Annotated in this window: 23 protein-coding genes and 1 pseudogene; 13 read left to right on the forward strand and 11 right to left on the reverse strand. The window is 66.6% G+C overall.

Annotated elements, in window-relative coordinates:
- Window positions 1-423 precede the first annotated feature (423 nt).
- Both GY40_RS11630 and GY40_RS11635 read right to left on the reverse strand, forming a co-directional pair.
- Window positions 424-1299, reverse strand: a complete 876-nt coding sequence (locus GY40_RS11630; protein ID WP_038362022.1) for a GNAT family N-acetyltransferase — start codon at window positions 1297-1299, stop codon at window positions 424-426.
- Window positions 1300-1473: 174 nt separating this feature from the next.
- Window positions 1474-2808: an NAD(P)/FAD-dependent oxidoreductase gene (locus tag GY40_RS11635; protein ID WP_038362025.1), complete on the reverse strand. Its 1335-nt coding sequence runs from the start codon at window positions 2806-2808 to the stop codon at window positions 1474-1476.
- A gap of 329 nt (window positions 2809-3137) precedes the next feature.
- Between GY40_RS11635 and GY40_RS27030 the strand changes: the two are divergent.
- Window positions 3138-3496 (forward strand): annotated as a pseudogene (locus GY40_RS27030) (integrase core domain-containing protein); the annotation flags it as partial.
- A 122-nt stretch (window positions 3497-3618) separates the two neighbouring features.
- Here the strand turns inward: GY40_RS27030 and GY40_RS11645 are convergent.
- The 3 genes from GY40_RS11645 to GY40_RS11655 form a co-directional block, all read right to left on the reverse strand.
- Window positions 3619-4581: a quinone oxidoreductase family protein gene (locus tag GY40_RS11645; RefSeq protein WP_038362028.1), complete on the reverse strand. Its 963-nt coding sequence runs from the start codon at window positions 4579-4581 to the stop codon at window positions 3619-3621.
- A 95-nt stretch (window positions 4582-4676) separates the two neighbouring features.
- On the reverse strand, window positions 4677-5411 hold the full coding sequence (locus GY40_RS11650; RefSeq protein ID WP_038362030.1) for an SDR family NAD(P)-dependent oxidoreductase: 735 nt from the start codon (window positions 5409-5411) through the stop codon (window positions 4677-4679).
- Window positions 5412-5448: 37 nt separating this feature from the next.
- On the reverse strand, window positions 5449-6285 hold the full coding sequence (locus GY40_RS11655; RefSeq protein ID WP_038362032.1) for an alpha/beta fold hydrolase: 837 nt from the start codon (window positions 6283-6285) through the stop codon (window positions 5449-5451).
- Window positions 6286-6620: 335 nt separating this feature from the next.
- Here GY40_RS11655 and GY40_RS11660 point away from each other — a divergent pair, with 335 nt between their 5' ends.
- A complete protein-coding gene (locus GY40_RS11660; RefSeq protein WP_038362035.1) occupies window positions 6621-7514 on the forward strand; it encodes a LysR family transcriptional regulator in 894 nt (297 codons plus the stop codon).
- A gap of 206 nt (window positions 7515-7720) precedes the next feature.
- Here the strand turns inward: GY40_RS11660 and GY40_RS11665 are convergent, their stop codons facing one another.
- The 3 genes from GY40_RS11665 to GY40_RS11675 all read right to left on the reverse strand — a co-directional run bounded on the left by GY40_RS11665 (window position 7721) and on the right by GY40_RS11675 (window position 11229).
- Entirely contained in the window at window positions 7721-9118 is a 1398-nt protein-coding gene (locus GY40_RS11665) for an alginate export family protein (RefSeq protein WP_197062732.1), read from the reverse strand.
- Between the two features lie 148 nt (window positions 9119-9266).
- Entirely contained in the window at window positions 9267-9920 is a 654-nt protein-coding gene (locus GY40_RS11670; protein ID WP_038362037.1) for a hydrolase, read from the reverse strand.
- Window positions 9921-10215: 295 nt separating this feature from the next.
- Complete coding sequence (locus GY40_RS11675; protein ID WP_081925315.1) at window positions 10216-11229, reverse strand: LysR family transcriptional regulator; 1014 nt, start codon at window positions 11227-11229, stop codon at window positions 10216-10218.
- Window positions 11230-11337: 108 nt separating this feature from the next.
- Between GY40_RS11675 and GY40_RS11680 the strand changes: the two genes are divergently transcribed.
- The 3 genes from GY40_RS11680 (at window position 11338) to GY40_RS11690 (ending at window position 16681) form a co-directional block, all read left to right on the forward strand.
- Entirely contained in the window at window positions 11338-12174 is an 837-nt protein-coding gene (locus GY40_RS11680) for an alpha/beta hydrolase fold domain-containing protein (RefSeq protein WP_051987786.1), read from the forward strand.
- A gap of 50 nt (window positions 12175-12224) precedes the next feature.
- Window positions 12225-13424 (forward strand): efflux RND transporter periplasmic adaptor subunit, encoded by a 1200-nt coding sequence (locus GY40_RS11685; RefSeq protein ID WP_038362041.1) that lies wholly within the window; start codon window positions 12225-12227, stop codon window positions 13422-13424.
- A gap of 77 nt (window positions 13425-13501) precedes the next feature.
- Window positions 13502-16681, forward strand: a complete 3180-nt coding sequence (locus GY40_RS11690; protein ID WP_038362043.1) for an efflux RND transporter permease subunit — start codon at window positions 13502-13504, stop codon at window positions 16679-16681.
- Here GY40_RS11690 and GY40_RS28550 read toward each other — a convergent pair.
- Window positions 16597-16914 (reverse strand): AAA family ATPase, encoded by a 318-nt coding sequence (locus tag GY40_RS28550; RefSeq protein WP_156115933.1) that lies wholly within the window; start codon window positions 16912-16914, stop codon window positions 16597-16599. The genes GY40_RS11690 and GY40_RS28550 overlap by 85 nt on opposite strands.
- Window positions 16915-17060: 146 nt before the next feature.
- Here GY40_RS28550 and GY40_RS11695 point away from each other — a divergent pair, with 146 nt between their 5' ends.
- The 8 genes from GY40_RS11695 (at window position 17061) to GY40_RS11730 (ending at window position 24865) form a co-directional block, all read left to right on the forward strand.
- Window positions 17061-18218 carry an ABC transporter substrate-binding protein gene (locus GY40_RS11695; protein WP_156115924.1) on the forward strand — a complete coding sequence of 386 codons (1158 nt, stop codon included), beginning with the start codon at window positions 17061-17063 and terminating at the stop codon, window positions 18216-18218.
- Between the two features lie 91 nt (window positions 18219-18309).
- Window positions 18310-20133: an ABC transporter permease gene (locus GY40_RS11700; RefSeq protein WP_038362045.1), complete on the forward strand. Its 1824-nt coding sequence runs from the start codon at window positions 18310-18312 to the stop codon at window positions 20131-20133.
- 10 nt (window positions 20134-20143) lie between these two features.
- Window positions 20144-21049, forward strand: a complete 906-nt coding sequence (locus GY40_RS11705) for an ABC transporter ATP-binding protein (protein ID WP_248311140.1) — start codon at window positions 20144-20146, stop codon at window positions 21047-21049.
- A 9-nt stretch (window positions 21050-21058) separates the two neighbouring features.
- Window positions 21059-21793: an ABC transporter ATP-binding protein gene (locus GY40_RS11710; protein WP_038362047.1), complete on the forward strand. Its 735-nt coding sequence runs from the start codon at window positions 21059-21061 to the stop codon at window positions 21791-21793.
- Window positions 21790-22566 (forward strand): VOC family protein, encoded by a 777-nt coding sequence (locus GY40_RS11715; protein WP_038362050.1) that lies wholly within the window; start codon window positions 21790-21792, stop codon window positions 22564-22566. The genes GY40_RS11710 and GY40_RS11715 overlap by 4 nt, the downstream gene beginning before the upstream one ends.
- An 11-nt stretch (window positions 22567-22577) precedes the next feature.
- The gene (locus GY40_RS11720) at window positions 22578-23624 is read left to right on the forward strand and encodes a putative FMN-dependent luciferase-like monooxygenase (protein WP_038362052.1); all 1047 of its coding nucleotides are present in this window, start codon (window positions 22578-22580) and stop codon (window positions 23622-23624) included.
- A 10-nt stretch (window positions 23625-23634) separates the two neighbouring features.
- Window positions 23635-24246, forward strand: a complete 612-nt coding sequence (locus GY40_RS11725; RefSeq protein ID WP_038362054.1) for a CMD domain protein — start codon at window positions 23635-23637, stop codon at window positions 24244-24246.
- A 16-nt stretch (window positions 24247-24262) separates the two neighbouring features.
- Window positions 24263-24865, forward strand: coding sequence for an alkylhydroperoxidase domain protein (locus GY40_RS11730; protein WP_038362056.1), 603 nt, complete (start codon window positions 24263-24265; stop codon window positions 24863-24865).
- Between the two features lie 98 nt (window positions 24866-24963).
- Here the strand turns inward: GY40_RS11730 and GY40_RS11735 are convergent, their stop codons facing one another.
- Window positions 24964-25833: an ABC transporter permease gene (locus GY40_RS11735; protein ID WP_038362057.1), complete on the reverse strand. Its 870-nt coding sequence runs from the start codon at window positions 25831-25833 to the stop codon at window positions 24964-24966.
- Window positions 25830-26663, reverse strand: coding sequence for an ABC transporter ATP-binding protein (locus GY40_RS11740; RefSeq protein ID WP_038362609.1), 834 nt, complete (start codon window positions 26661-26663; stop codon window positions 25830-25832). Before GY40_RS11740 ends, GY40_RS11735 begins: the two co-directional genes overlap by 4 nt.
- Window positions 26664-26688 lie beyond the last annotated feature (25 nt).

Genomic DNA, 26688 nt, shown 5'->3' on the forward strand with positions numbered 1-26688 from the left:
GTTGGGGATCGCCGGCGCGCTCGCTTTCCCAGGCGAGCCATTCCCTTCGATGCCGCGCTCCCACCTGGCAGAAGATGGTCCGCGCCGCGCCGCAGTTCCCGCTGCAAAGTGGAGCCTTTCCGGCATCTTCATCTGAAGCTTCCGGCTTTGCGGCACGAATGCCGAACGTCCCCTCAACCCTTTTGGCCCGGCTCCGATGGAGGCGGCCAAGGGGGCACGGGTCTGGTCCCGCCGGGTCACGTCGATGTCGAGGAGAGGGGCGGGGGAGGCCCGGACCTTCCGCGGCATCCAGCGTGCGCGCGAAGCGATCCGCGAGATCCGTGTGTGGGTCTGCCGGCCGATCCGGCCGAAGCCTTTCCGGCGCGACGCGGGAGCGTGTTGTGTCCGCCGAGCCAGGCCGGCGGGCGGCGCAACGGCTCGAGCTTACCCAAGGGCGTGGCCGGCCAAGCCGAAGACCATCGGCTCACCCGGCTTCTCGTTCAGGAAGCGGCGCCCCTTTGACATGGTCGTGACGGTATCGGTGACGGAAAGTCCATTGCGCCGGAGAAACGCGGCGAACGCGCCTGTGGAGCGCGTGTCCACGCGCATGAATCGGCCTCCGAACGTCTCGAGATGAACCGCTGCAAGATGGATCGCGTCATCATCGTTCGACGCGACAAGCGGGCCGATGACATGTCCCTGGCCGAAGGCGCGGCACATGGAGTAGCCGACGGCGACCCCGTCGCGCCGCAGCACGCGGATCGAGGCCTGTTCGGCGAGGAGTTCGAGCAGAGGCAGTCGGTCCGCTCCGAACGCCGCGAGGTCGAGAGCTGCGATCTCCGCCAATCGTCCCGGTGCGAGCTCCTCGAAATGCCCGTTCAAGCGAGGCAGCGAAGGGAGCTCCGGGGAGACTTTGCCCTGGTGGAGGTGGACGATTCCTTCGTCGACGAAGGCGAGCGAACGATAGAGGGCATAGGCGGCGCGCGTGGCGTTGAGGCTGAGGTGCCGGCCGCCGCATTCGGCGAAAACCCGCTCCATGAGCCAGCGCCCGTTCCCCTGCGCCTGCGTGCGCGGCGATGTGATCACGAGGCCGATCGTGGCGAAGTCGTCGCCATGCGGAAACCACATCGCGCTGCCGAAGACGCGACCGATGCCGTCCACCGCGACGATGCCCTTGCCGGCGCGGCGCAACATCTCCCAGTCCTTGGGCCGGTGCGGCCAGCCGACACTGGTCGACAAGGCGTGCAGCAGGTTCACGTCTATCCCGTCGATGTCCTGAGCGAAGAGCTCGAAGGATTTCAATCTTACCGATTGTTGCATCTCGCAGCCCCTCCCTAGGCCAGACCGCGTAACATTCTTCTTTCGGCTTTCTTGGATAAGCCGTTGGTTGGAACCGTCGATGAGACGGCGCTGCGTCTGCTGGCCGGGATAACCTCCCCCGATGGCCGACTCAACGCCGCGCCCGTCGCTTGCCTCGTTCTGCTCCGGATCAACCTACATCATTTCGGGGCGCCTGATCGCGGAGCCGTCGGAGAAGCGCGTGATCCGGAACGCATGGAGGTCGACGAACGGCTTTTCGTTCATCGCAAGCTCGCTTGCCAGACGGCCCGCTCCCGGGCCGAGGGCAAAACCGTGACCGCTGAACCCGGTGGCGATCGTGAGCCCCCGGATCACGTCCGTCGTATCGATCACCGGCACGAGATCGGGCGATGTATCGATCAGGCCCGCCCAGGCCGCAGCGACGCCGATGCCTTTCAGGGCCGGGAAGTCGGCGACGAGATTGCGGATGGCTTCGTCGACAAGGCTCTGATCGGGGGTGGGGTCCATGACCCGGATCCGCTCGAACGGTGACATCTTGTCGAAGTCCCAGCCGCCCCAGGCGTCGGGGCCGTTCCAGAAACGGCTGCTGACTCGGTATTTGAGCTTTTTGGCGATCTTGGCCCGCATCATCTCGCGGAATTTCGTGGCGTAGCGGATGCCTTGCGGCGCGAGATTCACGATCCCATGGCCGGGCACGGCGACGGTATAGCCGCCGTCGAGACGTCGCCTGAGGGCGTACCCCGCCCCCGATACGCAGCCGGCTTCGACGATCTCGGGCGCTGCGGTCGTGCGCAGGGCCGTTCCCTCGATATTGGCCACGGGAAGGTCGACGCCGTGACGACGCAGGAAGCGCGAGCTCCAGGCTCCGCCGGCCAGGACGACGGCGTCGGCCTGCACGAGTCCGCGCTCCGTCCATACGCCCTTGACCTGCCCGTTTGCGATGTCGAGACCGCGCACGGCGCAGTTCTGGTGCAGATGGGCGCCCAGCGCCTTGGCGCCTGTGGCGATGGCGGGAGCCGCCAGGCTGGGCTCGGCCTTGCCGTCAGTCGGAGACCAGATCGCCCCGACCCATGGGCTGGTGCTGCCCTTCATGCGTTCGCGCGTCTGGCTCGCGGACAGCGTCTCGTTGGTGAAGCCGTATTCCCGGGCCTTCTGGCTCCACGTCTCCCAACGCGCCAGTTCGGCCGGGTCCCGCGTGGGATAGAAGCAGCCGGCGCGACGGAAGCCGAGATCGGTGCCGATCTCGGCGTTGAGCTCACCCCAGCGCTTCAGGCTGTAACCGGCCAGGGGCAGTTCATGGAGATCGCGATTTTGTTGGCGGACCCAGCCCCAATTGCGGCCCGACTGCTCCCCCGCCACCATGCCTTTCTCGAAAAGGGCGACGGACCGGCCTTTGCGCGCCAACTCGTAAGCCGTGGACGATCCGACGATGCCGGCGCCAACGACGACGACATCCACCTTGGTTGGGAACCCGGCACTGTCCTGGACGCGCTGGACTTCAATTGGCATGGCTTGTCCTATCATCCATCGTCTTCGAGCCAGTACGATCATTCCGGCTCCTTCTCGTTCCGAGAAAGGAGCCGGAATGATCGCGGGCAGACAGTCACGAAGGATGTTGACGACCGGCGCGTCCCGAATGCCCGTGAAGGGAAGCGCCGCATTCCAGCCGAGACTGCCCGATCTCGCCTCCGAGTTTGCAAAAGCGCCGGTATCGGGATGCGCCGAAATGCACCGGCCAGGCAGCAGAACCTTCTGAAAAGGGGAGGGAGCTCGGCAGTTCAGACGTTCTGCGAGGTTGCTGCAGTGCGGTGCGCCGATTCCGGCGCGCGGGTCGATGGCGGATCGATCGCAGGCTCAGGTCGATCGATGTCATCAACGTCCTCTCGGACCACTTCATCCTGCGCGACGTGCCAGGACATGTGCATTCAGACAACGGCCCGGAGTTTGTCGCCAAAGCGGTGCGGACTGGATCGCGGTCGTCGGAGCGAAGTTGGCCTTCATCGAGCCGGGCTCGCCGTGGGAGATCGGCTATTGTGAGAGCTTCAACGCGAAGCTCCGCGACGAGCTTCTGGACGGCGAGATCTTCTACAGCCTCGCCGAAGCGAAGACCGTCATCGAGAGTTGGCGCCCGCGCTACAACACCAGGCGCCCGCACTCCTCGCTCGGCGACAAGCCACCGGCGCCGGCAGCTATCGTGCCGTCGTCAAACATGGCAGCAAAGCCGAGCATGCATGAGATCGAAGCCGGACCACTCAATCGGGGCAGGCCAGTTCGCTGGTTTGGCCGGTACGATCATCATCCGACCTATGAGACTCATTGTCAGTTCGGGACGAGGACGACGCGCCCGAGGATGGAGTTGCCTTCGGCATAGGCGTGAGCCTCGGCCGCGGCCGCGAGCGGAAACGTCCTGTCGACGATCACCTTGAGATGCCCGAGCGCCGCCTGCTCCAGCATCCGGGAAACAGTGCTGTAGACATCCGACTTTTCGAACTGCGTCCCCATGAACACGCCGAAGAGCGACCGGTTCGCCTGCAGCGCTGGCCAAAGATCAATGGTGAGCTGAGACCCGCCGGCGTTGCCGACGAAGACCAGACGCCCCTCGGGGCGCAGCGCGGCGAGTGAAGCTTGCAGGGTGGTTCCGACCGGGTCCACCACGAGATCCACGCCGCGCCCTTCCGTCAGACGCATGACGGTATCGACGACGTCGGCCGAGCGATGATCGATCGCATGATCGAGGCCAAGCCCGACAAGGCGTTCGGCCCGCCTGTCCCCGGAGACCGTTGCCAGCACAGTCGCGCCCGCCTGGTGCGCGAGCTGGATGGCGGCAAGCCCGACGCCTCCGGCGCCTGCCTGGATGAGGACAGTCTCGCCGCGTTTCAAGCCGCCCCGAGCGAAGAGACAATGATGGGCGGTTCCGAACGCGATCGGCAGCGCCGCGGCGGCGGCCATGTCGAGACCCTCCGGCACAGGCCAGGTCCGGCTGGCGGCGACGGCGCGCAGCTCCGCGTGCGACCCGGCGAGATCGAAGCTCGTCACCTTCTGGCCCATATGGCGATCCCTTACCTTCTCTCCGACCGCGACGATTTCGCCGGCGGCCGCATAGCCGAGGACAAAGGCAGGATGGGGCGGCGGCGTGGACGCGCGATTGATCAGGTCGCCGCCCTCGATGGCGGCCGCCTCGACGCGGATCAGGACACCATCGCTTGGACAGACCGGATCGGGGACATCCACATAACGAAGGACATCCGGCGGGCCGGGGTGATCATAGATGGCTGCTTTCATGGTTCTTCCGCTGCGCGAGCGTTCGCCTGAGGAACGGTTAGACCTATCGGCAAGGCCGCCGCACAAGTCTCGAAGTCCCGAACAGCCAGCGAGGCCTACACCTGGGCGATGCCACCATCGGCGAAGACCTCGCTCCCGGCGATGAAGCTGCTGTCGCTCGAAGCGAGGAATGCCGCGACCGCGCCGATCTCATCCGGATCAGCGATGCGCCCGACAGGCGTCGCCTTTGCAAGCGCCGCGACACCTTCGTCGCCCATGAGCTCCAGCGCCTTTTCAGTCCGTGTGCCGCCGGGTGAGAGCACGTTCACGCGGATTCCCCTGTCGGCGAGTTCCGGTGTCCAACTGCGCGCGAAGCTGCGGACCGCGGCCTTTGTTGCGGCATACAGGCTGAAATTCGGAAACGCCTTCACCGACGCGCTCGACCCGGTCAGAATGATGGATCCGCCTTCGCCCATAAGCGGCAAGGCGCCCTGGACGGTGAGCAGCAAGCCTTTCACGTTCGCGCCGAAGACTCGATCGAACTGGTCGCTGGCGATCTGCCCAAGCGGCGTCGGTTCCGAGACGGCGGCGTTTGCGAGCAGGATATCGACCCTGCCGCGCTCCTCTCTGACGGTTGCGAATAGTCGGTCGAGATCAGCGGTCTCGTTGATCGACCCCGCGACGGCCCGCGCATTCGGCCCGAGTTTCGCCACTGCTTTATCAAGTGCCGATTGGCTGCGGCCGAAAAGGAACACGAAGGCGCCTTCCTCGATGAACCGCTTGGCCGATGCGAAGCCGATCCCGGTCGCGCCGCCCGTTACGACCGCCGTCTTGCCGTCAAGCCTGCTCATTTGGTCATCCTCTCGTTTAGCAGCGCCTGCGGCCACTTCAGTTCGTGACGAACGACAGAATGTCGGCGTTCAGTACGTCGGCGTTCACCGTCAGCATGCCGTGCGAGAAGCCGGGATAGGTCTTCAACGAGCCTTTCGGCAGCAGCTTGACCGCCTTCAAAGCCGAGGCTGCGATCGGAACGACCTGGTCGTCTTCGCCGTGCAGCACCAGCGTCGGCACGGTGATCGCCTTGAGGTCCTCGGTCTGGTCGGTTTCCGAGAAGGCCTTGATGCCGTCATAATGCGCCTTGGCGCTTCCCATCATGCCTTGCCGCCACCAGTTCTGGATCACGCCTTCATGGATTGTCGCGCCCTTGCGGTTGAAGCCGTAGAATGGGCCTGACGGGACGTCGCGGAAGAATTGCGCGCGGTTGCTGGCCAGTGCCGCCCGAAAGCCATCGAAAACCGTCATCGGCGTGCCTTCGGGGTTGTCGCCGGTTTTCAGCATGAGCGGTGGAATGGCGGCGACGAGAACGGCCTTGGCCACCCGACCTGCCGGTCCACCATGCCGCGCCACGTACCGTGCCACTTCGCCACCACCGGTGGAATGGCCGATGTGAACCGCGTTCTTCAAGTTCAGCGCCTCGGCGACCGCGAACGCGTCTGCCGCATAGTGATCGATGTCGTGACCGCCGGGGACCTGCTCCGAGCGTCCGTGGCCGCGCCGGTCATGCGCCACGACGCGATATCCCTTCGACAGGAAGAACAGCATCTGCGCGTCCCAGTCATCGGAGCTGAGCGGCCAGCCGTGATGGAAAACGATCGGCTGGGCGTCCTTGGGACCCCAGTCCTTGTAGAAGATCTGAACGCCGTCGTCGGTCGTGACAAAGCCCATGGGGTGTTTTCCTGCGTGAACATCGTGGGTGATCGGCCCCGCGGCATGCGCAGTGCCTGGCGACAAGGTGAAGCTCGCGGCGAGCGCCGAAGCCGAGATCACGGCTTCGCGGCGGCTGAGCGGCACGCGCGGAGCGGAGTTGGGAGGCATCGAGGGTTCTCCGCGAGTTCATCAAAAAGGCGGCGCGGCGGTCTCTTACGCCGTCGCCGCACATGAACGGTCTGTCATCGCGGGCAGATCGAGCCCGCCGCTGTCCGAGGTAATCTGCCGTTCCTTTCAGTGACGAGGTAGTGCCATAATCAGGCACGCTGTGTCGCGAAATGGGGAACGTTGAATTGGATATCGAAGATCTGCAGACATTCGTCGCAGTGGCCGATGCCGGCGGGGTATCGGCGGCCGCGCGACGGCTCGGCATCGCAAAATCGATCGTCAGCCGTCGGCTCCTCCGCATCGAGGCAGAAATCGGCGTCCAGCTTCTTGCGAGGACGACGCGGGGCGCCGCGCTTACGGAAGCGGGGGCGACGTTCAGGGATCATGCGGCCAGAGCCAGCGCCGAGATCGATACGGCCAGGGAAGCGATCCACCCCACCGGTGAACTGCGGGGCCGCCTCCGGGTTGCCATGCCGCTGACTTTCGGCCCGACCCATTTCGCTCCGGTGCTCGCGGAAATGGCACGCCAGCACCCGCAGCTCCACCTCCATACATCCTACAGCGATCGCTTCGTCGATCTGATCGCCGAAGGTTTCGATTGCGCGATCCGGGGCGGCTACCTTCAGGACTCCAATCTGATCGCGAAGCGCGTCGGACCGATCCATGGGAAGCTCGTCGCGAGCCCGAATTATATCGCAGTGCACGGGGCGCCCGAATCTCTGGACGAACTCGTGACCCATCCGGCCCTGATGCAGGGAACGGAAACCTGGCAGTTCATGGATGGCGACAAGATCGTCACGATTCAGCCGCAGGGCCGGTTCAAGGCCGACAGCGCCACAGCGCTCGCGGCAGCCGCGGTGGCGGGTCTCGGCATCGCCTGGCTCCCCGATTGCATCACATATGGACATGTGGCCTCCGGTGCGCTGGTCCCGATCATGACACGCTATCCGGTCCCTCCGGGGGCCGCCTATGTGGTCCGCCCGCCGGGTCAGCACCCATCGCGAAAAGTCAGGGTGCTGACCGAGATGCTGCTCGAGTACTTCGCGCAGAATCCGGAAATCTGGGGTCGCGATCGGTGAAACATCGCCCGGCAGAAGAGGCGGCAATGTCAACCGAACCGCCGATCGAAATCTCCGGGCGGAACTCTCGCCTCGCTGAGCCGGGGCGCTAAGGCTCGGCGGGCATCGGACCCGCGACCCTTTGGACCAGCCGGGCGTCGATCCTCGGGCTCATTCACCGGCGCGGCTTGGGGAGATGGGTTCGAGAGAAGCGAAGGACGGCATGGTCAGAATCGATAGTTCGCCATGACGCCGACGAGCTTGATGAGCTGAGCCGGGCCGGTCTCCCGAATGAACGTTCCCGGATCGAAGACGCCGACCGAGGCTGCCAGGTTGAGCTCCGGCGTGGCCTGCCAGGCGACGGCGATCTCGGCCTGCGTTCCGATGAAGCGCGCATCGCTGCCCCTGCCGCTTCGTACGAGCGCCCCCGAGATCGCGTAGATGCCGTCCCCGGTGCTCTGTCGCCAATAGGCCGACCCCGACAGCGACAGCTCGACGTCCTTGCGCGGATGGATCGTGATGGAGGGCCGAAGCTGGATCAGGTTGCGCGGCCCGATCGGCGACTGGGACACGAAGTACTTGCCCCTTGGAAAGAGGGGATTGAGCGTTCCCAGTTTCGGATCGTCCGGATCGTCGTCGCCCGAAATCACGTCGGCGGCGAGCCTGAGGTCGGGCTGCAGCGGAGCCTGGGCAAAGCGATAGCCGATCTCGCCGCCGATGCCCCATGCCGCCCTGCGGTGGCCTGCGAACGTTCCGTTCTGAACGGCGGCCTCGATGTTCCAGTATGAGGAGCCGGTGTCTCCGAATATGCGGGTGCCGAAAGTGTGGACCAGCTCTTTCCCGGTTCCCTGATCGTAGACCGCGTTCCGGTCTCGCAGCCCCAGGTAGTAGACGTCGAAGCCTTTCGCTCGACCATCTCCCAGCCATTGCGTCGCATAGACGCCCCAGAGGGATTTCTGGGTCGACGTCCGATCGTCGAAACTGTCGAGCCGGTTGTCGACCGGACGAACGGCGAGAGCCGTGACCTGCCGGGTCGGGGCCATCAGAGCCACATCGAAGCCGTCGAAGGCCTGAGGGATATTGGGACCGTAGCGCGTGTCGACGAAACGTCCCGCGCCCAGCGAGATCAGCTTGCGACCTGCCGACATCCGCAGCGAGGTCGCCTCCGCGACATCCGTCTCCACCTCGACGAAAGCCTGCAGCATATCCGCACCGGTCGTATCGACGGGTCGCTTGGTGCGGCGCACGCCCGAGATCCCGGAGATGATGGGCTGGGCGAACAGGCGCAGCTTCCCGACATGGAAATCGGCATAGGGCATGAAGCGATGCCAGACATAGCCGTCGTGCGGCGCTTCACCCCAACGGGGATTGGCATAGCCTTCGTAGCGCGATCGGATTTCGAGACCTGTCGTGAGATAGGCCGATCCATCCGTGCTCAGCGGGATGTATTTGAACGGCTCCGTCCACCGCCCCGTCCGCCGGGCGGGGTCTGCCAGATAAGACCAGCTTTCGGGGTAACGCTCGATCGTCAAGGTCGGAGCGCGGCCGATATCGGTCCCGACCTGTGCCTCGACCTGTGTCGCACCGACGATCATCGCGACGACGAAGCCCCGGATCGACGTCACCGGCAGTCGCCAGCCGCTCCCGCTGGAGCGACGCGATCGATGCTCGGCGTGCCCACGTCCGGCCGAGCGTTGAGATGGGATGACGGATCCCGACAAGCATTCAACTGAAGCGGAATGCATCGCGCGGGATCTCGTCATCCCGCTTCGATCAGCCGGCGGCCTTCGGCGCCGGCGTGTTGAGCAACTGCTGCTCCCACAGATAGGCGATGCCGCTGCCGCCGAAGTGATCGATCAGAATCTGTGTCAGCTCTTCGACATGCTCCGTGCGTGCCCAGTCGCGCTGCCATTCGCCGGCGAGCGCCATCACCGTCATCGGGTTCGCGCCGGCCGCGATCATTCGCTGAATGGCCACTTCGTGAGATTCCTTCGAAATGCCGCCCGATGCGTCGGTGATCACGGTCACGTCCCAGCCTTCGCCGGCGGCCTGGATGACAGGCATTGCGACGCAGACTTCGGTCCACAGGCCGGCGATGATCAGCTGCTTGCGGCCGGTCGCCTTGACGACGCTCACGACATTCTCGTCCTCCCAGGTGTTCACCCAGGTGCGATCGATGACGTCCTGACCCGGAAATACGTCGGTGATCTGTTTGAAGAGAAGGCCACCGCGCGCCGCGATCACGCTGGTGAGAATGGTCGGAACATCGAAGGCTTTTGCGAGCTTAGCCAGCGCTGTCGTATTGTTGACGACCATATGGGGGTCGTGACTGTTCAGATTGGCAAGCTGATAGGGTTGATGGTCGATCAGAACGAGAACCGAGTCTTCGGGACGAAGGAGCGAGTTCAGGCCGTTGCGGAAGGTCATTTCCAATCCTTCTACTGAGATCATCGGTGGTGTGAGTGCGTGCGAAGCCCTGTAGCGCCGGGCTCACGGCGCATTTCTGCCGTTCCATCCGGCGTCTCGGTAGTCTCACCGGGCGCGAAACTGTGTCCTGCAAGGAGGAACGCCAGCGGGGAGACCGAGGATCTGCAAAGGATTGTTGGGATCGCGGTGGCGTAGGCGTGTCGACGGCCGCGCAGACTGGCCGTGAGATCGGCCGTCAGATTGGCGCCGGTCCGCTCCGCGACTGCATCCGCAAGGTCGCTGGCGGCGAGGAAAGCTACGCGCTGCTGTTCGAAGAGAGCTGACGGGCCTTCGGCGGCATCGGCGTAGGTATTGCTGGAAGAATCTCCGGCAGGCAGCCGGGCAGGGAGTCGGCGTTGCGCGACAGGACCAGTTCCTCGCGCGCGAACAGCTCCGCCAGCCAATCGACGAAGACGCGCACCTTGTTGCTGAGATGGCGGTTCGGCGGATAGACGATGTGCAGCGGCTTCGGCGCTGCGCACCAGTCCAGCAGCAGCGGCACGAGCCGCCCATCGGCGATCGGCACGCGGGCCATGAAGGTCGGCAACTGCATGATGCCGTGGCTGGCGAGCCCGGCGGCGAGATAGCCCATGCCGTCATTGAGCGCGATCGTGTAGCGCCCGCTGAGCTCGATCGTCTCGTTCTGGTTCTGATAGATCAGCGGCAGCACCCGGCCGCCGAGCGCCGGCCGATAGGCGACGATCTGGTGGCCATCCTCGATATCGCGCGGATGGACCGGCGTGCCGAAGCGCGCCAGATAGTCCGGCGTGGCGCAGGTGATGAGTTGCATCTCGCCGATCCGCCGCGCGATCAGGCTCTGGTCGACGATCTCGCCGGCCCGCACAGCGCAGTCCAGGTTCTCGCCGATCAGGTCTGCCGGCCGGTCGCTCAGGCCGAGATCGAGCTGGATATCGGGATAGCGCGCATGAAACTCATGCAGCGCGGGGATGATGACCGAGACTGCCAGCGACGAGCTGCAATCGACTCGCAATCGCCCGCTCGGCCGCGCCTGCGCCAGCGTCAGACTCGCGTCGAGCTCCGAGAGTTCGTCGAGCAGCCGCAGCGCCCGTTCGTAATAGGCCGCGCCATCCATGGTCACGGTCACGCGCCGCGTCGTCCGGTTGAGCAGCTTGGCGCGCAGATGCCCCTCCAACTGCTGGATCAGCTTGGTGACGGTCGGCTTCGGCATGTCCAGAAGATCGGCGGCACGCGTGAAGGTCCCGGTCTCGACGACCCGCACGAAGGCCCGCATCGCGGCAAGCTGGTCCATACGCCCTCGGATTATTTCCGTACGTGAACAATGAATAAGCAAATAGCGTATTTATTCGGAAATGCCGATTCACTATTTCGTGCTGCAACGCAACAGCGAGGGTGCGCCATGCCCGCGATCGCCGCGCAGAAACTGCAACCGGTCCTTTCCGTCTTCTGGCGGGAGGAAACCCTGAGCGCCCGTGGAGAGAGCTTCACCGGCCGGCTCTACGTGCCTGCCGAGGTGCCGGACAATGCCGGGCTCGTGCTCCATCTGCATGGCGGCCACTTCAACAGCGGCTCGCCGGCCGAGGGGCAGGCCGTCGCCACGGCGCTGACGGAAGCCGGCGCGGTCGTGTTCTCGCTCTCCTATCCGCTCGCGCCGGTCCAGCGCTTCCCCGAAACGCTGGAGCGCATCTATGCAGCGCTCGAGGCTCTCGCCAGGGGGCGCAATCGCTGGGCGACGCGCGGCGCACCGCTCTACATCGCCGGCGAGGAAGCCGGCGGCAATCTTGCCGCGGCGCTGGCCATGATGGCGCGCGATCGCGGCGGCCCGGCGCTCGCCGGCCAGATCCTGTTCTCACCGATGCTCGACGCCTGCCTCGGAACCGCTTCGCTGCGCGGCGCGCAGGCCGGCCCGGTCGGCTGCCGCTGGGCCGATGGCTGGGCCGATTATCTCGGCACGCCCGAGCGCGCCGCCCATCCCTACGCCGCCCCGCTCCAAGCGACCCGCCTCGCCGGCCTGCCGCCGGCTCTGTTGATCAGCGGACAGGACGACCCGATGCGCGACGAAGCCGCGCAATACGCCGATCGTCTCGGCCAGGCCGGCATCGCCGTCCGCCATGTCGAGTTCAACGCGCCGACCCGCTGGCCGCAGGCCTATGCGGATGCGGCCGAGGAAGGTTCCTGCCTCTGCAAGAGCTGCGGCGAGATCGCCGCCTTCTATGAACGGACCGCGCCCTCCTAGCGCTCTCCTCTTTCGAACCCCCACAGCATTTTCAAGGAAGGACCGAACCCATGATTCCGGGAACGAACCGTCGTGGCCTTTTGGCCGGCCTCACCGCCTCCGTCGCCCTGACCGCCGTTGCGGTCTTCACCCTCTCCGGCACCCGCGCGCAAGGCGATACCGCGCCCGCAGCGCCGCCCGCCATCCCCGTCTCCGTCGCGACCGTCGAAGCGCGCGAGATCGTGCCCTGGGCCGAATTCTCCGGCCGGCTGGAGGCGATCGAGCGCGTCGAACTGCGCTCGCGCGTCGCCGGCGTCGTCGAAGCCGTGCATTTCCGCGAGGGCAATCTCGTCAAGCAGGGCGACCTGCTCGTCAGCATCGACCAGGCTCCCTATCTGGCCGATCTGCAGCGGGCCGAGGCGCAGGTGCAGGGTGCGAAGGCCAGGGTCGCGCTGGCCGAGAGCGAGAACGAGCGCGGCCAGCAATTGCTGGCGACCCGCAACCTCTCCCAGCGCGACATCGATACCCGCATCAACAATCTGCGGGAGGCTCAGGCCAATCTCCAGGTCGCCGAGGCCGCCCGCCGCACGGCGCAGCTCAATCTCGATTATACCCAGATCCGCGCCCCGATCAGCGGCCGCATCGGCCGGCTCGACGTCACCGTCGGCAACCTGATCGCGGCGGGTGGGCAGGTGCTGACCTCGCTGCTCTCGGTCGACCCCATCTACGCCGCCTTCAATGCCGACGAGCGCAGCGTGCTCGATGCGCTGGCCTCGCTGCCGGATGGTTCGCGCGCGCTGGAGCAGATCCCGGTCAGGCTCTCCACCGCGACGGCGCAGCCTGCGCAGTTCAGCGGCAAGCTGCACTTCGTCGATAACGGCATCGACGGCGCCAGCGGCACGGTCAGGGTGCGCGCCAGGCTCGACAACCCCGACGGCAAGCTGATGCCCGGCCAGTTCGTCCGGGTCCAGCTCGGCCAGGCCAAGGCCGAGCAGCAGCTCGTCATCAACGAGCGCGCCGTCGGCACCGACCAGAACAAGAAGTTCGTCTTCGTGGTCGGCGACGACGCCAAGGCTACCTGGCGCGAGGTCTCGCTCGGCGCCGCCCATGACGGCCTGCGCGTCGTCACCGCCGGCCTGAAGCCCGGCGAGCGCATCGTCGTCAACGGGCTCCAGCGCGTCCGCCCCGGCGCGACGGTCGCCCCCGAGCTCGTCTCGATGGCCGAGAAGACCGAGCTCAGGAAGCCCGCGACCGAACTCGCGCAACGCTGACATCAACGATCGGCTGCGGGTGCCGCGAGACGGGCCCGCAGCCGCAAGCATAAGCCGCTCGAAAGGGGGCGCTATCCATGAACCTCTCGAAATTCTTCATCGACCGGCCGATCTTCGCGGCGGTCCTCTCCGTTCTGATCTTCCTGGCAGGGCTGCTCTCGATCAGGGCCCTGCCGATCTCGGAATATCCCGAGGTCGTCCCGCCGACGGTCGTCGTGCGGGCGCAGTATCCCGGCGCCAGCCCGCGCGTGATCGCCGAGACGGTGGCGACGCCGATCGAGGAGCAGATCAACGGCGTCGAAGGCATGCTCTACATGTCGAGCCAGGCGACGACCGACGGCGTGATGACGCTGAACGTCACCTTCCGCCTCGGCACCGACCCGGACAAGGCCCAGCAACTCGTCCAGAACCGCGTCAGCCAGGCCGAGCCGCGCCTGCCCGAGGAGGTTCGCCGGCTCGGCGTCACCACGGTCAAGAGCTCGCCGGACCTGACGATGGTGGTGCACATCACCTCGCCGAACGGCCGCTACGACATGACCTATCTGCGCAATTACGCGGTGCTGAACGTCAAGGACCGGCTCGCTCGCATCGACGGCGTCGGCCAGGTCCAGCTCTTCGGCTCGGGCGACTATTCGATGCGCGTCTGGCTCGACCCGCAGAAGGTCGCCGAGCACGGGCTTTCGCCCGGCGACATCGTGCGCGAGATCCGCGCCCAGAACGTCCAGGCCGCGGCCGGCGTGATCGGCGCCTCGCCGAATGCGCCGGGCCTCGACCTGCAGCTTTCGGTCAACGCGCAGGGGCGCCTCCAGACCGAGGAGCAGTTCGGCGAGATCATCGTCAAGACCGCCGCCGACGGCGCGGTCGTCCGGCTGAAGGACATCTCCCGCATCGAGCTCGGCGCCGCCGACTATGCGCTGCGCTCGCTGCTCAACGGCAAGTCGGCCGTCGCTGTGCCCGTCTTCCAGGCGCCGGGCTCGAACGCCATCGCGATCGCCGACCGCGTCCAGGAGACGATGCGCGAGATCAAGCAGAACATGCCCGAGGGCGTGGACTACTCGATCGTCTACGACACCACCCAGTTCGTGCGCGCCTCGATCAAGGCGGTGATCTCGACGCTGCTGGAGGCGGTCGCGCTCGTCGTGCTCGTCGTCATCGTCTTCCTGCAGACCTGGCGCGCCTCGATCATCCCGCTCGTCGCCGTGCCGATCTCGGTCGTCGGCACCTTCGCGGTGATGTATCTCCTCGGCTTCTCGATCAATGCGCTCAGCCTGTTCGGCCTCGTGCTGGCCATCGGCATCGTCGTCGACGACGCGATCGTCGTGGTCGAGAATGTCGAGCGCAATATCGAGAACGGCCTCTCGCCGCGCGAAGCGACCTACAAGGCGATGCGCGAGGTCTCCGGCCCGATCATCGCGATCGCGTTGGTGCTGGTCGCAGTCTTCGTGCCGCTCGCCTTCATCTCAGGCCTGACTGGACAGTTCTACCGCCAGTTCGCGCTGACCATCGCGATCTCGACGGTGATCTCCGCGATCAACTCGCTGACCCTGTCGCCGGCTCTGGCCGCGCTCCTACTCAAGGGCCACCATGCCCCGAAGGATGCGCTGACGCGGGTCATGGACAAGCTGTTCGGCTGGTTCTTCCGCGCCTTCAACCGCTTCTTCAACCGCTCGTCGGAGGCCTATGGCGGCGGCGTGCGCCGGGTGATCTCGCATCGCGCGGTGATGCTCGCGGTCTATGTCGTCATGCTCGGCGCGACCGGCGTGCTGTTCAAGGCGGTGCCGTCCGGCTTCGTGCCGGGCCAGGACAAGCAGTATCTCGTCGGCTTCGCCCAGTTGCCGGATGCCGCGACCCTCGACCGGACGGAGGATGTCATCCGCCGCATGGACGAGATCGCGCTGAAGCATCCGGGCGTCGAGAACGCGATCTCCTTCCCGGGCCTCTCGATCAACGGCTTCACCAACTCGTCCAACTCCGGCATCGTCTTCGTCGGCCTGAAGCCCTTCCACGACCGCAAGGACCCGTCCCTGAGCGGCAACGCCATTGCGATGCAGCTCAACAAGGAATTCTCTGGCATCAAGGAAGCCTTCATCGCGATGTTCCCGCCGCCGCCCGTGCAGGGCCTCGGCACGATCGGCGGCTTCAAGCTGCAGATCGAGGATCGCGCCGGCCTGGGCTATGCCGCGCTCGACGAGGCGACCAAGGCCTTCATGGGCAAGGCCGCGACCGCGCCGGAGATCGCCGGCATGTTCTCGAGCTTCCAGGTCAATGTCCCGCAGCTCTATGCCGATATCGACCGCACCAAGGCCCGCCAGCTCGGCGTGCCCGTGACGGAGGTCTTCGACACGCTGCAGACCTATCTCGGCTCGACCTATGTCAATGACTTCAACCGCTTCGGCCGCACCTACACCGTGCGCGTCCAGGCCGATGCGCCCTTCCGCGCCCTGCCGGAGCATGTTGGCCAGCTCAAGGTGCGCTCGAACAACGGCGACATGATCCCGCTCAGCGCCGTGCTGAATGTGCGCGCCGACTCCGGCCCGGAGCGCGCCATGCGCTATAACGGCTTCCTCTCGGCCGACATCAATGCCGGCGCGGCGCCGGGCTTCTCCTCAGGACAGGCGCAGGCCGCGGTCCAGCGCATCGCCGACGAAACCCTGCCCAAGGGCTTTGCCTTCGAATGGACCGAGCTGACCTATCAGGAGATCCTGGCCGGCAATTCGGCGGTGATCGTCTTCCCGGTGGCGATCCTGCTGGTCTTCCTGGTGCTGGCGGCCCAGTACGAGAGCATGACCCTGCCGATCGCGATCCTGCTGATCATCCCGATGGGCCTGCTCGCGGCGTTGACCGGCGTCTGGCTCTCGGGCGGAGACAACAACGTCTTCACCCAGATCGGCCTCGTGGTTCTCGTCGGACTATCCGCCAAGAACGCCATCCTGATCGTCGAATTCGCGCGAGAGCTCGAATTCGAGGGCAAGACACCAATCGAGGCCGCGATCGAGGCCAGCCGCCTGCGCCTGCGTCCGATCCTGATGACCTCGCTCGCCTTCGTCATGGGCGTGGTGCCGCTGGTGATCTCGACCGGGGCGGGCGCCGAGATGCGGCAGGCCATGGGCGTCGCGGTCTTCGCCGGCATGATCGGCGTCACCGCCTTTGGCATCTTCCTGACGCCGGTCTTCTACGTGCTGATGCGGAAGCTCGCCGGCAACCGCCCGCTCGCCCGGCACGATATCGAGGCTCCGGCCTTGCAGGCTGCCGAATAAGCAAACGAAGAGCCCGCCTCCGGCCACTCCTGCTGGAGGCGGTTTCGTTTGCGCCGTCTCAGCGAGAACGCCGCTGCACGGTGAGATGGGCGATCACGGTCGAGCCGCCCCGCGCGCTTCACAGCGGGGTCGATACGGTCGGAATGGTTCGTCGCGGCGATCACGGTGATAGTTCGTTTTAACGAACCTTTCTGTTGGCCGGCATTTGGTCCTGGAAGCCATTCGAGGGAAATTAGCTAACAAATAGCGTCGCTTCATCCGGCGTTGGATCATTATTCTCCGTGAGGTTGTTCCTTTAAAAGAACGTTTTCTTGACCGCCGCTCCGATCGGGCGCAGCTTTTCGGGCAGTTCGATTTTCTGAATGCTGTGGAGCGCGTTGTGATCAATCGTCGTCTTTTTCTGGCTGGCGGCTCGGCTTTGGCAGTGGCCGTTGGTGCTGGAAGCGCCGGGGCGGCGGAGGCCGCGGGCGAGCCGATCTATCTTGGCGTGAGCGGTCCGCTGACCGGTCCCAATGCTCAGTACGGCGCGCAGTGGAAGCAGGGCTTCGACCTCGCGCTCGACCAGATCAACGGCTCCGGTGGCATCAAGGGGCGGCCCCTGCGCTACCTCTTCGAGGACACGCAGAGCGACCCCAAGCAGACGGTCGCGGTCGCGCAGAAGTTCATTGCCGACAAGCGCATCGTCGCCGAGCTCGGCGATTTCTCCAGCCCGGCTTCGATGGCGGCTTCGCCGATCTATCAGCGGGCCGGCCTCCTGCAGTTCGGCTTCACCAATTCCCATCCCGACTTCACCAAGACGGGCGATTTCATCTGGAGCAATTCGGTCAGCCAGGCCGAGGAGCAGCCGCTCAACGCCGCCTTCGCGGTGAAGCGGCTCGGCTTCAAGCGCATCGCGGTGCTGCACCTCAACACGGACTGGGGCCGCACCAGCAAGGACCATCTCGTCACGGCCGCCAAGGCGCTGGGCGCCGAGGTCGTCGCCACGGAAGGCTATCTGCCGGAGGAGAAGGATTTCCGCTCGACCCTGGTGCGCGTCCGCGACGCAAAGCCCGACAGCCTCTTCCTGGTATCCTATTATGCGGATGCCGCGCTGCTCGTGCGGCAGGCGAGGCAGACCGGGCTCACGGTTCCGGTGGCGGCGGCGAGTTCGATCTACTCGCCGAAATTCGTCGAGCTCGGCGGCGATGCGGCGGAGGGCGTGTTCACCTCGTCGCGCTTCTTCCCGGAGGATCCGCGGCCCGAGGTGCAGACCTTCGTCCAAGCCTTCAAGGCGAAATACGACAAGGAGCCGGACGCGTTCAATTCCTACGCCTATGACACCGTCATCCTGTTCGGACAGGTGCTGCGCGAGGCGCCGGATCTGGAGCGCAAGACCATCCGCGACACCCTGGCCAAGGTGAAGGACGTGCCGAGCGTGATCTACGGCAAGGCCAGCTTCGACCCGGCGACTCGGCGCGTCGCTGGCGCCAAGAGCGCCGAGCTCGTGGTGAAGAATGGCCGCTTCACGCTGTGGAACGGCCAGAAAGTCACCAACTGAGAGACCGCACGGCTTCGGGGGCACAGCGTCGCCGCGGCGGCGCTGCTTGGCCGATGCCGTTCACTGTTCGCCGCCGCGCTGAAGCATCGCCATGACCTCCTGGTTCGACCACACGATCAACGGCCTGATCATCGGCAATATCTACGGGCTGCTGGCCGTGGGTCTTGCTCTGATCTTCGGTGTCAGCCGGCTGATCAACTTCGCGCATGGCTCGGTCTATGTCGTCGGCGCCTATGTCGGCTGGGTCGCTGTCTCGGTGCTGCAGACGCCCTTTCCGTTGACGCTGGCGATCGTGGTGATCGTCACCGCCGCGCTCGGCGTGGTGATCGAGCGCTTCGGGATCCGCCCGCTGGCGGGTGCGCCGCGGATCGCACCGCTGCTGGCGACGATCGGGCTGAGCTTCGTGCTCGACCAGACGGTCCAGATCCTGTTCAGCCCCGATCCGCGTGCGGTCCCGATGCAGGTGCCGAACTGGCGCATCGCGATCGGCGGCGGCTCGATCGGCGTGCTCGACCTGTTGATCGCCGGCATCGGCATCAGCGCCGCAGCGGCCCTGTTCGGCTTCCTGAAGCTGTCGAAATGGGGCTGGGCCGTGCGGGCGACGGCGCTGGACCGGGACGCCGCTCGGGCGATGGGCGTCGATGTCGACCGGGTCAACAGCATCGTCTTTGCCATCGCCTCGGCTCTGGGCGGCGTCGGCGGCGTGTTGGTCGGCATGTATTACAACGTCATCACCCCGACGATGGGCTTCGAGGCGACGCTGAAGGGCATCGTCGCCGAGGTCGTGGGCGGCGTCGGCAATGTGCCGGGCGCGATCGTCGGCTCGCTGCTGCTCGGGCTGGTGGAGAGCTACGGTGTGGCGCTGCTCGGCACCAGCTATCGCAATCTTTTCGCCTTCGTCCTGTTGATCGCGATCCTCGTCATCCGGCCGAACGGCCTCTTCGCCAGCCGGCGTCAGCTCCCGCCCGAGCCGATGACCGGCACCTTCGTCGCGCCGAGCAAGCCGGTCAGGCTCCCGCCGCTGCTGATCGCGGCGCTGGCCGCGCTGGCGATCGCGCTGCCGCTGATCGTCGACAACGGCTATCTCATCCAGACGCTGACCAATGCCTGGCTCTATGCGCTGCTGGGCCTGAGCATCACGCTGGTGGCCGGCACAAGCGGGCAGGTCTCGCTCGGCCATGCCGCCTTGCTCGCGATCGGCGGCTACACCTCGGCGCTGCTCGCCTCCAATCTCGGCTGGCCGGTCTGGCTGACGCTGCTGATCGGCGGTTTCGCGGCCGCCGGCATCGGCACGCTCCTCGTCTCGCCGGCCTTCCGCCTGCGCGGGCACTACGTCTCGATTGCCACGCTCGGCATCGGCGAGATCGTGGCGCTGGTCATCCTGAACTGGGAGAGCGTCACGCGCGGACCCATCGGCGTTGCCGGCATCCCGCCGCTCTCGCTCTTCGGCCGCGACCTCTACGACACCAACGCGATCTACTGGTTCGCCTTCGCCCTGATGGCGGGGCTCGCGCTGCTGCAGCTGCGCCTGCTCCGCTCGCATCTCGGCCGGACGCTCAGGGCCGTGCGCGACGACGATGTCGCGGCGCGCTCCTTCGGCATCGGGCTCGAACGCTACAAGGGCCTCGCTTTCGCCTTCGGCGGCTTCTTCGCCGGGATCAGCGGCGCCTTCACCGCGCATATGTATTCCTACATCAACCACGAGACCTTCAACACGCAGATCTCCGTGCTGGCACTGACCATCGCGATCCTCGGCGGCATGGGCAATGTCGGTGGCGCGATCCTCGGCTCGCTCGCCCTGATCGGCCTGCCCGAGATCTTCCGTGTCGCGGCCGAGTACCGCATCCTGTTCTACGGCATCGCGCTGCTGCTGCTGGTGCGCTTCCGGCCGCAGGGCCTGCTCGGAACCGTCTGAGGAAATGCCGGTGACCGCTCATTTTCCTGTTTCGAGCCTGCCCGCCGCAAAACCTCTTCTGGAGGTAAGCGGGCTGACGCGCCGCTTCGGTGGCCTCACCGCCGTCGCCGGACTCGACCTTAAAGTGGCGGAAGGCGAGTTCGTCAGCGTCATCGGGCCGAACGGCGCGGGCAAGACGACCGCGTTCAACCTGATCAGCGGCCTCGACAAGCCGGACGAGGGAACGGTCCGGTTCGACGGTGCGGACGTTGCCGGCCGGCCGCCCGAAGCCATCGCACGGGCCGGGCTGTTGCGCACCTTCCAGCACGGCCGGGTCTTCGCCAATCTCAGCGTCGCCGACAACGTTCTCGTCGGAGCCCATCGGCGGCTGAAGGCCGTGCGTCCGGACTGGCCGGTCGTCGGCCCGCTGGCCGAACTGGCGCTGGCGCTGGTCCGGCCCGCCTCGGTCAGGCGCGAGGAAGAGGCACTGCGCGAGGAGGTCCGCGAGATCCTGGCGATCTTCGGTGACAGGCTTTTGCCGCGCATCGACCAGCCGGCCTACAGCCTGTCCTACGCCAACCGCCGCCGCGTCGAGATTGCGCGGGCCTTGGCGGCGCGCCCGAAGCTCCTGCTGCTCGACGAGCCGACGGCGGGGATGAACCAGACCGAGACGGCCGAGATGCTGGAGATCCTGGCTGGGCTGAAGGGGCGCGGCCAGACGATTCTGCTGATCGAGCACAAGCTGGACATGGTGATGCGGCTGTCCGACCGCGTCGTGGTGCTGGACGACGGCAAGACCATCGCCGAGGGCCTGCCGCAGGCGGTGCGGAACGATCCGGTGGTGATCGAGGCCTATCTCGGCCATGGCGGCGTCGGGGCGGCCTCACCGGCCGGTTCGCCGGCGTCGGCGGTCGAACGCGCCACTGTCCAGGCCTGAGGTGCTGCGATGAGCGACGAAACCCCGATCCTCGAACTCAAGGCCATCGACACCTATTACGGTCCGGTGCAAGCCCATTTCGGCCTCTCGCTGCATGTCGCGAAGGGCGAGGCGGTCTGCCTGCTCGGCGGCAATGCCAGCGGCAAGTCGACGACGATGAAGATCATCCTCGGGCTGGTGAAGCCGGCCGCCGGCGACGTGCTCGTCGACGGGATCTCGACGCTGAAGCTCAAGACTCCGGAGATCGTGCGGCTTGGCGTCGGCACCGTGCCGGAGGCGCGCCGCCTCTTTGGGGCGATGAGCGTGCGCGAGAACCTGCTCATGGGCGCCTTCGTGCGCGACGACAAGGCCGGCATCGCCGCCGATCTCGACCGCGTGCTCGGGCTGTTCCCGCGCGTCGCCCAGCGGCTCGACCAGCAGGCCGGAACCCTGTCTGGTGGCGAGCAGCAGATGGTGGCGATGGCGCGGGCGCTGATGAGCAGGCCGCGCGTGATCATCATGGACGAGCCGACCATGGGGCTCTCGCCGCTCTGGGTCGAGCGCGTGCTGGAGCTGATCCGCGACATCAACAGGCAAGGCGTTGCCGTCTTCATGGTCGAGCAGAATGCCAGCTTGGCGCTGCAGATTGCCCATCGCGGCTATGTCCTGCAGACCGGCCGCATCGTTCTCGAAGGCAAGGCCGCCGATCTTCTGACCGATACCCGGATCAGGGATGCCTATCTCGGCGGCGCGGAGGCGGCATGAGCTTGAACGACACGACCCGGCAGACCCTGAGGGTCGACCATGCGGTGATCGTCACCGACGATCTCGACCGTTCCATCGCCGCGTGGCGGGAGCGCGGCTTCACCGTCGAGCCGGGCGGCACCCATCCGCGCGGCAGCGTCAACGCCCTGATCTCCTTCGCCGACGGCGCCTATATCGAGATTATCGCCTTCCCGCTCCCGCAGGAGGACTTCTTCTGGTGGCGCGTGCTGCAGAAGGACGGGGAGGGGCCGATCGATCTCGCCCTGCTGCCGGAGGATCTCGACGCCGTGCTGGATCGGGCCGCCGAGGCTGAGCTCGGCTACGGGGCGCCGCAGGATGGCGGCCGCAAGCGCCCCGATGGCGAAACGCTGGTCTGGCGCACGGCGCGGCCGGCCGGGACCGACCTGCCGTTCTTCTGCTCGGATGTCACGCCGCGTGCGCTGAGAGTGCCGGCAGCGCCGCGTCACGCCAATGGCGCGACCGGCCTTGCCACGATCAGCCTGGCCGTGAACGATCTCGATCGGTCTTCGCGGCGCTGGTCGGCCCTGATCGGCCAGCCGGCCCAGCCCATCGGCCTGCGACCGGGCTTGGAGGCGGTGGCCACGAGCCTCGAGCTCGGCGGGACACGGCTGATCCTGCTGGCGCCGGAGCGTGCCGGCAGCGGCGTCGTGGCGAGCCATCTCGTGCGACGGGGCGAAGGTCTGTTCGGCCTCTCCTTCGCCGGCACCGATCCAGCCATTTCCTACAGCAAGGCTTCGGCCGGTATCTCTTGAAAGGTTTCGCCATGGCCGGCAAACGCATCGGCTTCTTCACCCGTCTGCTCGATGACGCGCCTGCCGGCGAGCGCTATCGTCTTGCGGCCGAGCAGATCGTCCATGCCGAGCGCCATGGCTTCGACAGCGCCTGGGTCGCTCAGCATCACTTCCATCGGGACGAGGGCGGCCTGCCGTCGCCGCTGCCCTTCCTGGCCTTCGTCGCGGCCCGCACCAGCCGCATCCGCCTCGGCACCGGCATCATCATCCTGCCGATGGAGGACCCCGTGCGCATCGCGGAGGACACCGTCACGGTCGACCTTCTGTCGGGCGGGCGCCTCGAGGTCGGGCTCGGTACTGGCACGACGCCCGAGACCTTCCTCGCCTTCGGCATCGAAAAGGGCGAGCGCGCCGACGTCTTCGCGCGCAAGCTCGACATGCTGCACCGCGCCTGGAGCGGGGCAGAACTCGGCCATCCGCAGAACCGGCTCTATCCGGCTGCCGACAACCTGCAGGAGCGCACCTGGCACGCCACCTTCTCGGTTGCCGGCGCCGAGCGGATCGGCAAGGCCGGCGCGGGGCTGATGCTCTCGCGCACGCAACCGCGCAGCCCGGAGCGGCCCGACGCAACGCTGCCCGAGATCCAGAATCCGATCGTCGACGCCTATCTCGCCAATCTCCCGGCAGGCATCGCACCTCGGATCATGGCCTCGCGCTCGCTTTTCGTCGCCGACAGCCGCACCGAGGCGCTGAAACAGGCGGAACGCGGCCTGAACGCCGTATTCGAGCGCTTCGTTGCCAGCGGCCACCGACTCGCCGATCGCAGCCTCGCCGGCCTCATTCGCTCGCTCGACACCCATGTCGGAGCGCCGGATGACGTGATCGCGTCGCTGCAGGCCGATACGGTGCTGCCCCGCGCCACCGACGTGGTCTTCCAGGTCCATTCCGTCGATCCGCCGCACCCGCTCGTGCTGCGCTCCATCGAGCTCACGGCCGAAGCGGTCGCCCCCGCGCTGGGCTGGAAAGAAGCCCCCTCGCAGCAGCCCGTCCGGCTGCGCCCGCTCACTGCGACCGCATGAGGCTTTGACCATGACCGATCACGCTACCGCTGCTGCGGACATCCTCGACACGCTCGCCAAGGTCTCCGGCGGCACGCATCTCGACGCGCTTCGCCGGGAGCGGCCGCAGACGCGCGACAATGTGCAGGCGAGCTATGCGGCCTTGTTCGAGGCCGGCGACAGGACGAGCGTCACCCTCGACGAGCGACTGGCGGTGGCCGCCTTCGTCGCGCTTCTGCACGAGGATGGGCCGTCATCCGACCATTACCTCGGGCTGCTGCGGGCGCAGCTAGCTGGGGAAGCTCTGGCGAATGCGGCGCAGGCGATCGCCGAGCGGGCGCGCACCACCGGCCCCTATGGCGCCTATCCGGCCGGACCTCTCTCGATCGAAGATCTTGCAGGGCCGGAGCTTGCGCTCGAACCCGCCGAGCGGGACGCGCTGGGCGAACGTCTCGCGGCCGCGCTCCTCCATACGCACCGGCTCGTTTTCCATCCGCGCGATGCCCAGGCTCAGCATTTGGCCGCGCTGCAGCAGGTCGGCTGGAGCACGGCCGCGATCGTCACCCTTTCGCAGATCATCGCTTATCTCGCCTTCCAGATCCGCGCGGCCCACGGCCTGCGCGTTCTGGGCGCGGCCGCCTGAACCGAGGAGCATCCCGATGAGCACCGCCGTTCTCGATCACCCCGCGACGGGCGCGCCCACCCGCTTCACGCAGGCTGAACTGGACTGGACGGCCTGGGTCGATCCGGTCCCGGAAGAGGCGCTGACCGAGCGCCAGAAGCAGGGCCTGGTCGACATCGCCCGCGCCAAGAGCCCGTATTTCCGGCTGCTGGCGCATGATCCGGATATCCTCAAGGCGCGGACGCTGGCCGACAAGGACATCTTCTACAACACCAAGGCTGGCCTGCCGCGGGCCGAGCGCGAGCTTGCCGCCGCCGCCGTCTCGCGCAGCAATGGTTGCATCTATTGCGCTTCGGTCCATGCCCGCTTCGCGAGCACCTTCTCGAAGCGCCGCGAGGACGTTCAGCGCCTGCTGGACGATGGTGTCCAGGCCGATCTCGATCCGCTCTGGAACGCCGTCGTCGAGGCCTCGGTCGCGCTGACCGCGACGCCGGTCGCTTTCGGTCCCGAGCATGTCCGCAAGCTACGCAGCCTCGGCCTCGACGATCTCGCCATCGCCGACCTGATCCACGCCGCTTCCTTCTTCAACTGGGCGAACCGGCTGATGCTGACCCTGGGTGAGCCACAGACGCGCGACTGAGCCGGTGCATGATGCAGGCTCCTCGGATGGCTTGAGCGCGTGCGGAACGGTGGCGGCTCCGTCGAAAAGGACACAGGCCATCCGGAACGAGAAAACCATCAGCGCGCCATGCCCCAGCGCCTGATGGTGACGCGCTCGATCGCGGCGAAGATCAGGTTCTCGACGACGAGCCCGATCAGGATGACCAGCAGCAGGCCGGCGAAGACCTTGTCGGTGTAGAGCTCGTTGCGGTTCTGGAAGATGTACCAGCCCAGACCGCCGCGGCCGGAGGAGGCACCGAAGACGAGCTCCGCGGCGATCAGGGTGCGCCAGGCGAAGGCCCAACCGATCTTGAGGCCCGACAGGATCGCCGGCAGCGCGGCGGGGACGAGAATGCCGAAGACGTAGCGCAACCCGGTCAGGCCGTAGTTGCGCCCGGCCATGCGCAGCGCCTCCGATACGCCCTGGAAGCCGGCGAAGGTGTTGAGCGCGAGCGGCCACAGCACCGAATGGATCAGCACGAACACCAGGCTGCCCGCACCCAGCCCGAACCAGAGGAGCGCGAGCGGCAGCAGGGCGATCGCCGGCAGCGGGTTGAACATCGCCGTCAGGGTCGAGAGCAGGTCGCGGCCGAGCTGGGTCGAGACCGCGAGCGTCGTCAGCACGAAGGCGAGCACGACGCCAGCCGCATAGCCCTGGGCCAGCACGATCAGAGACAGCCTCGCCCGCTCGATGAGTTCGCCACTGGCCAGCCCCTCCAAAAGGGCTCGCAGCGTGGCGGTGAAGCTCGGCAGCAGCAGATCGTTATCCTGCCAGCGCGCTGCCGCCTCCCAGAGCCCCGCCAGCACGAGCAGGATCAGGAGCTTTCGTAGCCAGCCTTGCCGTACGAGCCGCTCGAGCAGCGGGCGTGGACGCTCGACCGCGATGGCGACGAAGGGCGGCAGCGGCCGGTCGAATTCCGGCCGGATCGGTGGAGCGGCGAGCTTCATGACTGAGAGGCACTGTGGGCGTCTGCGCCCGTTGTCGGCTCGCCTTCGAAGAGCCGGGCATGGAGCCGCCGGACCGCTTGCTGGAAAGACGCGCTGCCGATGCTGCCGAGATCGAATTCATGGCTGTTGAACTCGGCCCGCAGCCGGCCGGGATGGGGCGAGAGTACGGCGATGCGATTGCCGAGGATCAGCGCTTCCTCGATCGAATGCGTGACGAAGAGCAGGGTGAAGCGCGCCTCCTCCCAGAGCCCGAGCAGCTCCTCCTGCATCTTGCGCCGCGTCAGGGCGTCGAGTGCGGCGAAGGGTTCGTCCATCAGCAGGATCCGCGGCTGCATTGCGAGGGCCCGCGCGATGGCGACCCGCTGCTTCATGCCTCCCGACAATTCGTGCGGATAGCTGCTCGCGAACTTCGCGAGGCCGACCTTCTTGACATAGTGACGCGCCCGCTCCGTCGCTTCCCGGCGCGACAGGCTGCGCGAGGCGATCAGCGGGAAGGCGACGTTCTGCAACACCGTCTTCCAGGGAGGGAGTTGATCGAACTCCTGGAAGACGACGATGCGGTCGGGGCCCGGGCCGCGGATCGGCGCGCCGGCGAGGGAAATATCGCCCTCGACGGGTGCGATGAAGCCGGCGATCGCCTTGAGCAAGGTGGACTTGCCGCAGCCGGAGGGCCCGAGCAGCACGAAGCGATCGGCCTCGTAGACATCGAAGCCGACCTGATGGGTCGCACGAACGATCCTGTCGTCGCTGCGGTATTCGAGGCTGACATCCGCGACACGGAGCAGGGGAGGCGGCAGCGGTGCGGCGAGCGTGGATGAGGCCCGCGACACGGCGTCGACGGCCGAACGCTGCGAC

This window comes from Allobosea sp. UNC402CLCol (assembly GCF_000745475.1).
In the GTDB taxonomy this organism is placed as follows: domain Bacteria; phylum Pseudomonadota; class Alphaproteobacteria; order Rhizobiales; family Beijerinckiaceae; genus Allobosea; species Allobosea spartocytisi.

What these genes read in the sequence shown, in the direction of transcription:
- GY40_RS11630 (WP_038362022.1), bottom strand. Translation starts at nt 1,299, where the DNA reads ATGCAACAATCGGTAAGATTGAAATCCTTCGAGCTCTTCGCTCAGGAC.
- GY40_RS11635 (WP_038362025.1), bottom strand. Translation starts at nt 2,808, where the DNA reads ATGCCAATTGAAGTCCAGCGCGTCCAGGACAGTGCCGGGTTCCCAACC.
- GY40_RS11645 (WP_038362028.1), bottom strand. Translation starts at nt 4,581, where the DNA reads ATGAAAGCAGCCATCTATGATCACCCCGGCCCGCCGGATGTCCTTCGT.
- GY40_RS11650 (WP_038362030.1), bottom strand. Translation starts at nt 5,411, where the DNA reads ATGAGCAGGCTTGACGGCAAGACGGCGGTCGTAACGGGCGGCGCGACC.
- GY40_RS11655 (WP_038362032.1), bottom strand. Translation starts at nt 6,285, where the DNA reads ATGGGCTTTGTCACGACCGACGACGGCGTTCAGATCTTCTACAAGGAC.
- GY40_RS11670 (WP_038362037.1), bottom strand. Translation starts at nt 9,920, where the DNA reads ATGACCTTCCGCAACGGCCTGAACTCGCTCCTTCGTCCCGAAGACTCG.
- GY40_RS11675 (WP_081925315.1), bottom strand. Translation starts at nt 11,229, where the DNA reads ATGGACCAGCTTGCCGCGATGCGGGCCTTCGTGCGGGTCGTCGAGACC.
- GY40_RS11680 (WP_051987786.1), top strand. Translation starts at nt 11,338, where the DNA reads ATGCCCGCGATCGCCGCGCAGAAACTGCAACCGGTCCTTTCCGTCTTC.
- GY40_RS11685 (WP_038362041.1), top strand. Translation starts at nt 12,225, where the DNA reads ATGATTCCGGGAACGAACCGTCGTGGCCTTTTGGCCGGCCTCACCGCC.
- GY40_RS11690 (WP_038362043.1), top strand. Translation starts at nt 13,502, where the DNA reads ATGAACCTCTCGAAATTCTTCATCGACCGGCCGATCTTCGCGGCGGTC.
- GY40_RS11700 (WP_038362045.1), top strand. Translation starts at nt 18,310, where the DNA reads ATGACCTCCTGGTTCGACCACACGATCAACGGCCTGATCATCGGCAAT.
- GY40_RS11710 (WP_038362047.1), top strand. Translation starts at nt 21,059, where the DNA reads ATGAGCGACGAAACCCCGATCCTCGAACTCAAGGCCATCGACACCTAT.
- GY40_RS11715 (WP_038362050.1), top strand. Translation starts at nt 21,790, where the DNA reads ATGAGCTTGAACGACACGACCCGGCAGACCCTGAGGGTCGACCATGCG.
- GY40_RS11720 (WP_038362052.1), top strand. Translation starts at nt 22,578, where the DNA reads ATGGCCGGCAAACGCATCGGCTTCTTCACCCGTCTGCTCGATGACGCG.
- GY40_RS11725 (WP_038362054.1), top strand. Translation starts at nt 23,635, where the DNA reads ATGACCGATCACGCTACCGCTGCTGCGGACATCCTCGACACGCTCGCC.
- GY40_RS11730 (WP_038362056.1), top strand. Translation starts at nt 24,263, where the DNA reads ATGAGCACCGCCGTTCTCGATCACCCCGCGACGGGCGCGCCCACCCGC.
- GY40_RS11735 (WP_038362057.1), bottom strand. Translation starts at nt 25,833, where the DNA reads ATGAAGCTCGCCGCTCCACCGATCCGGCCGGAATTCGACCGGCCGCTG.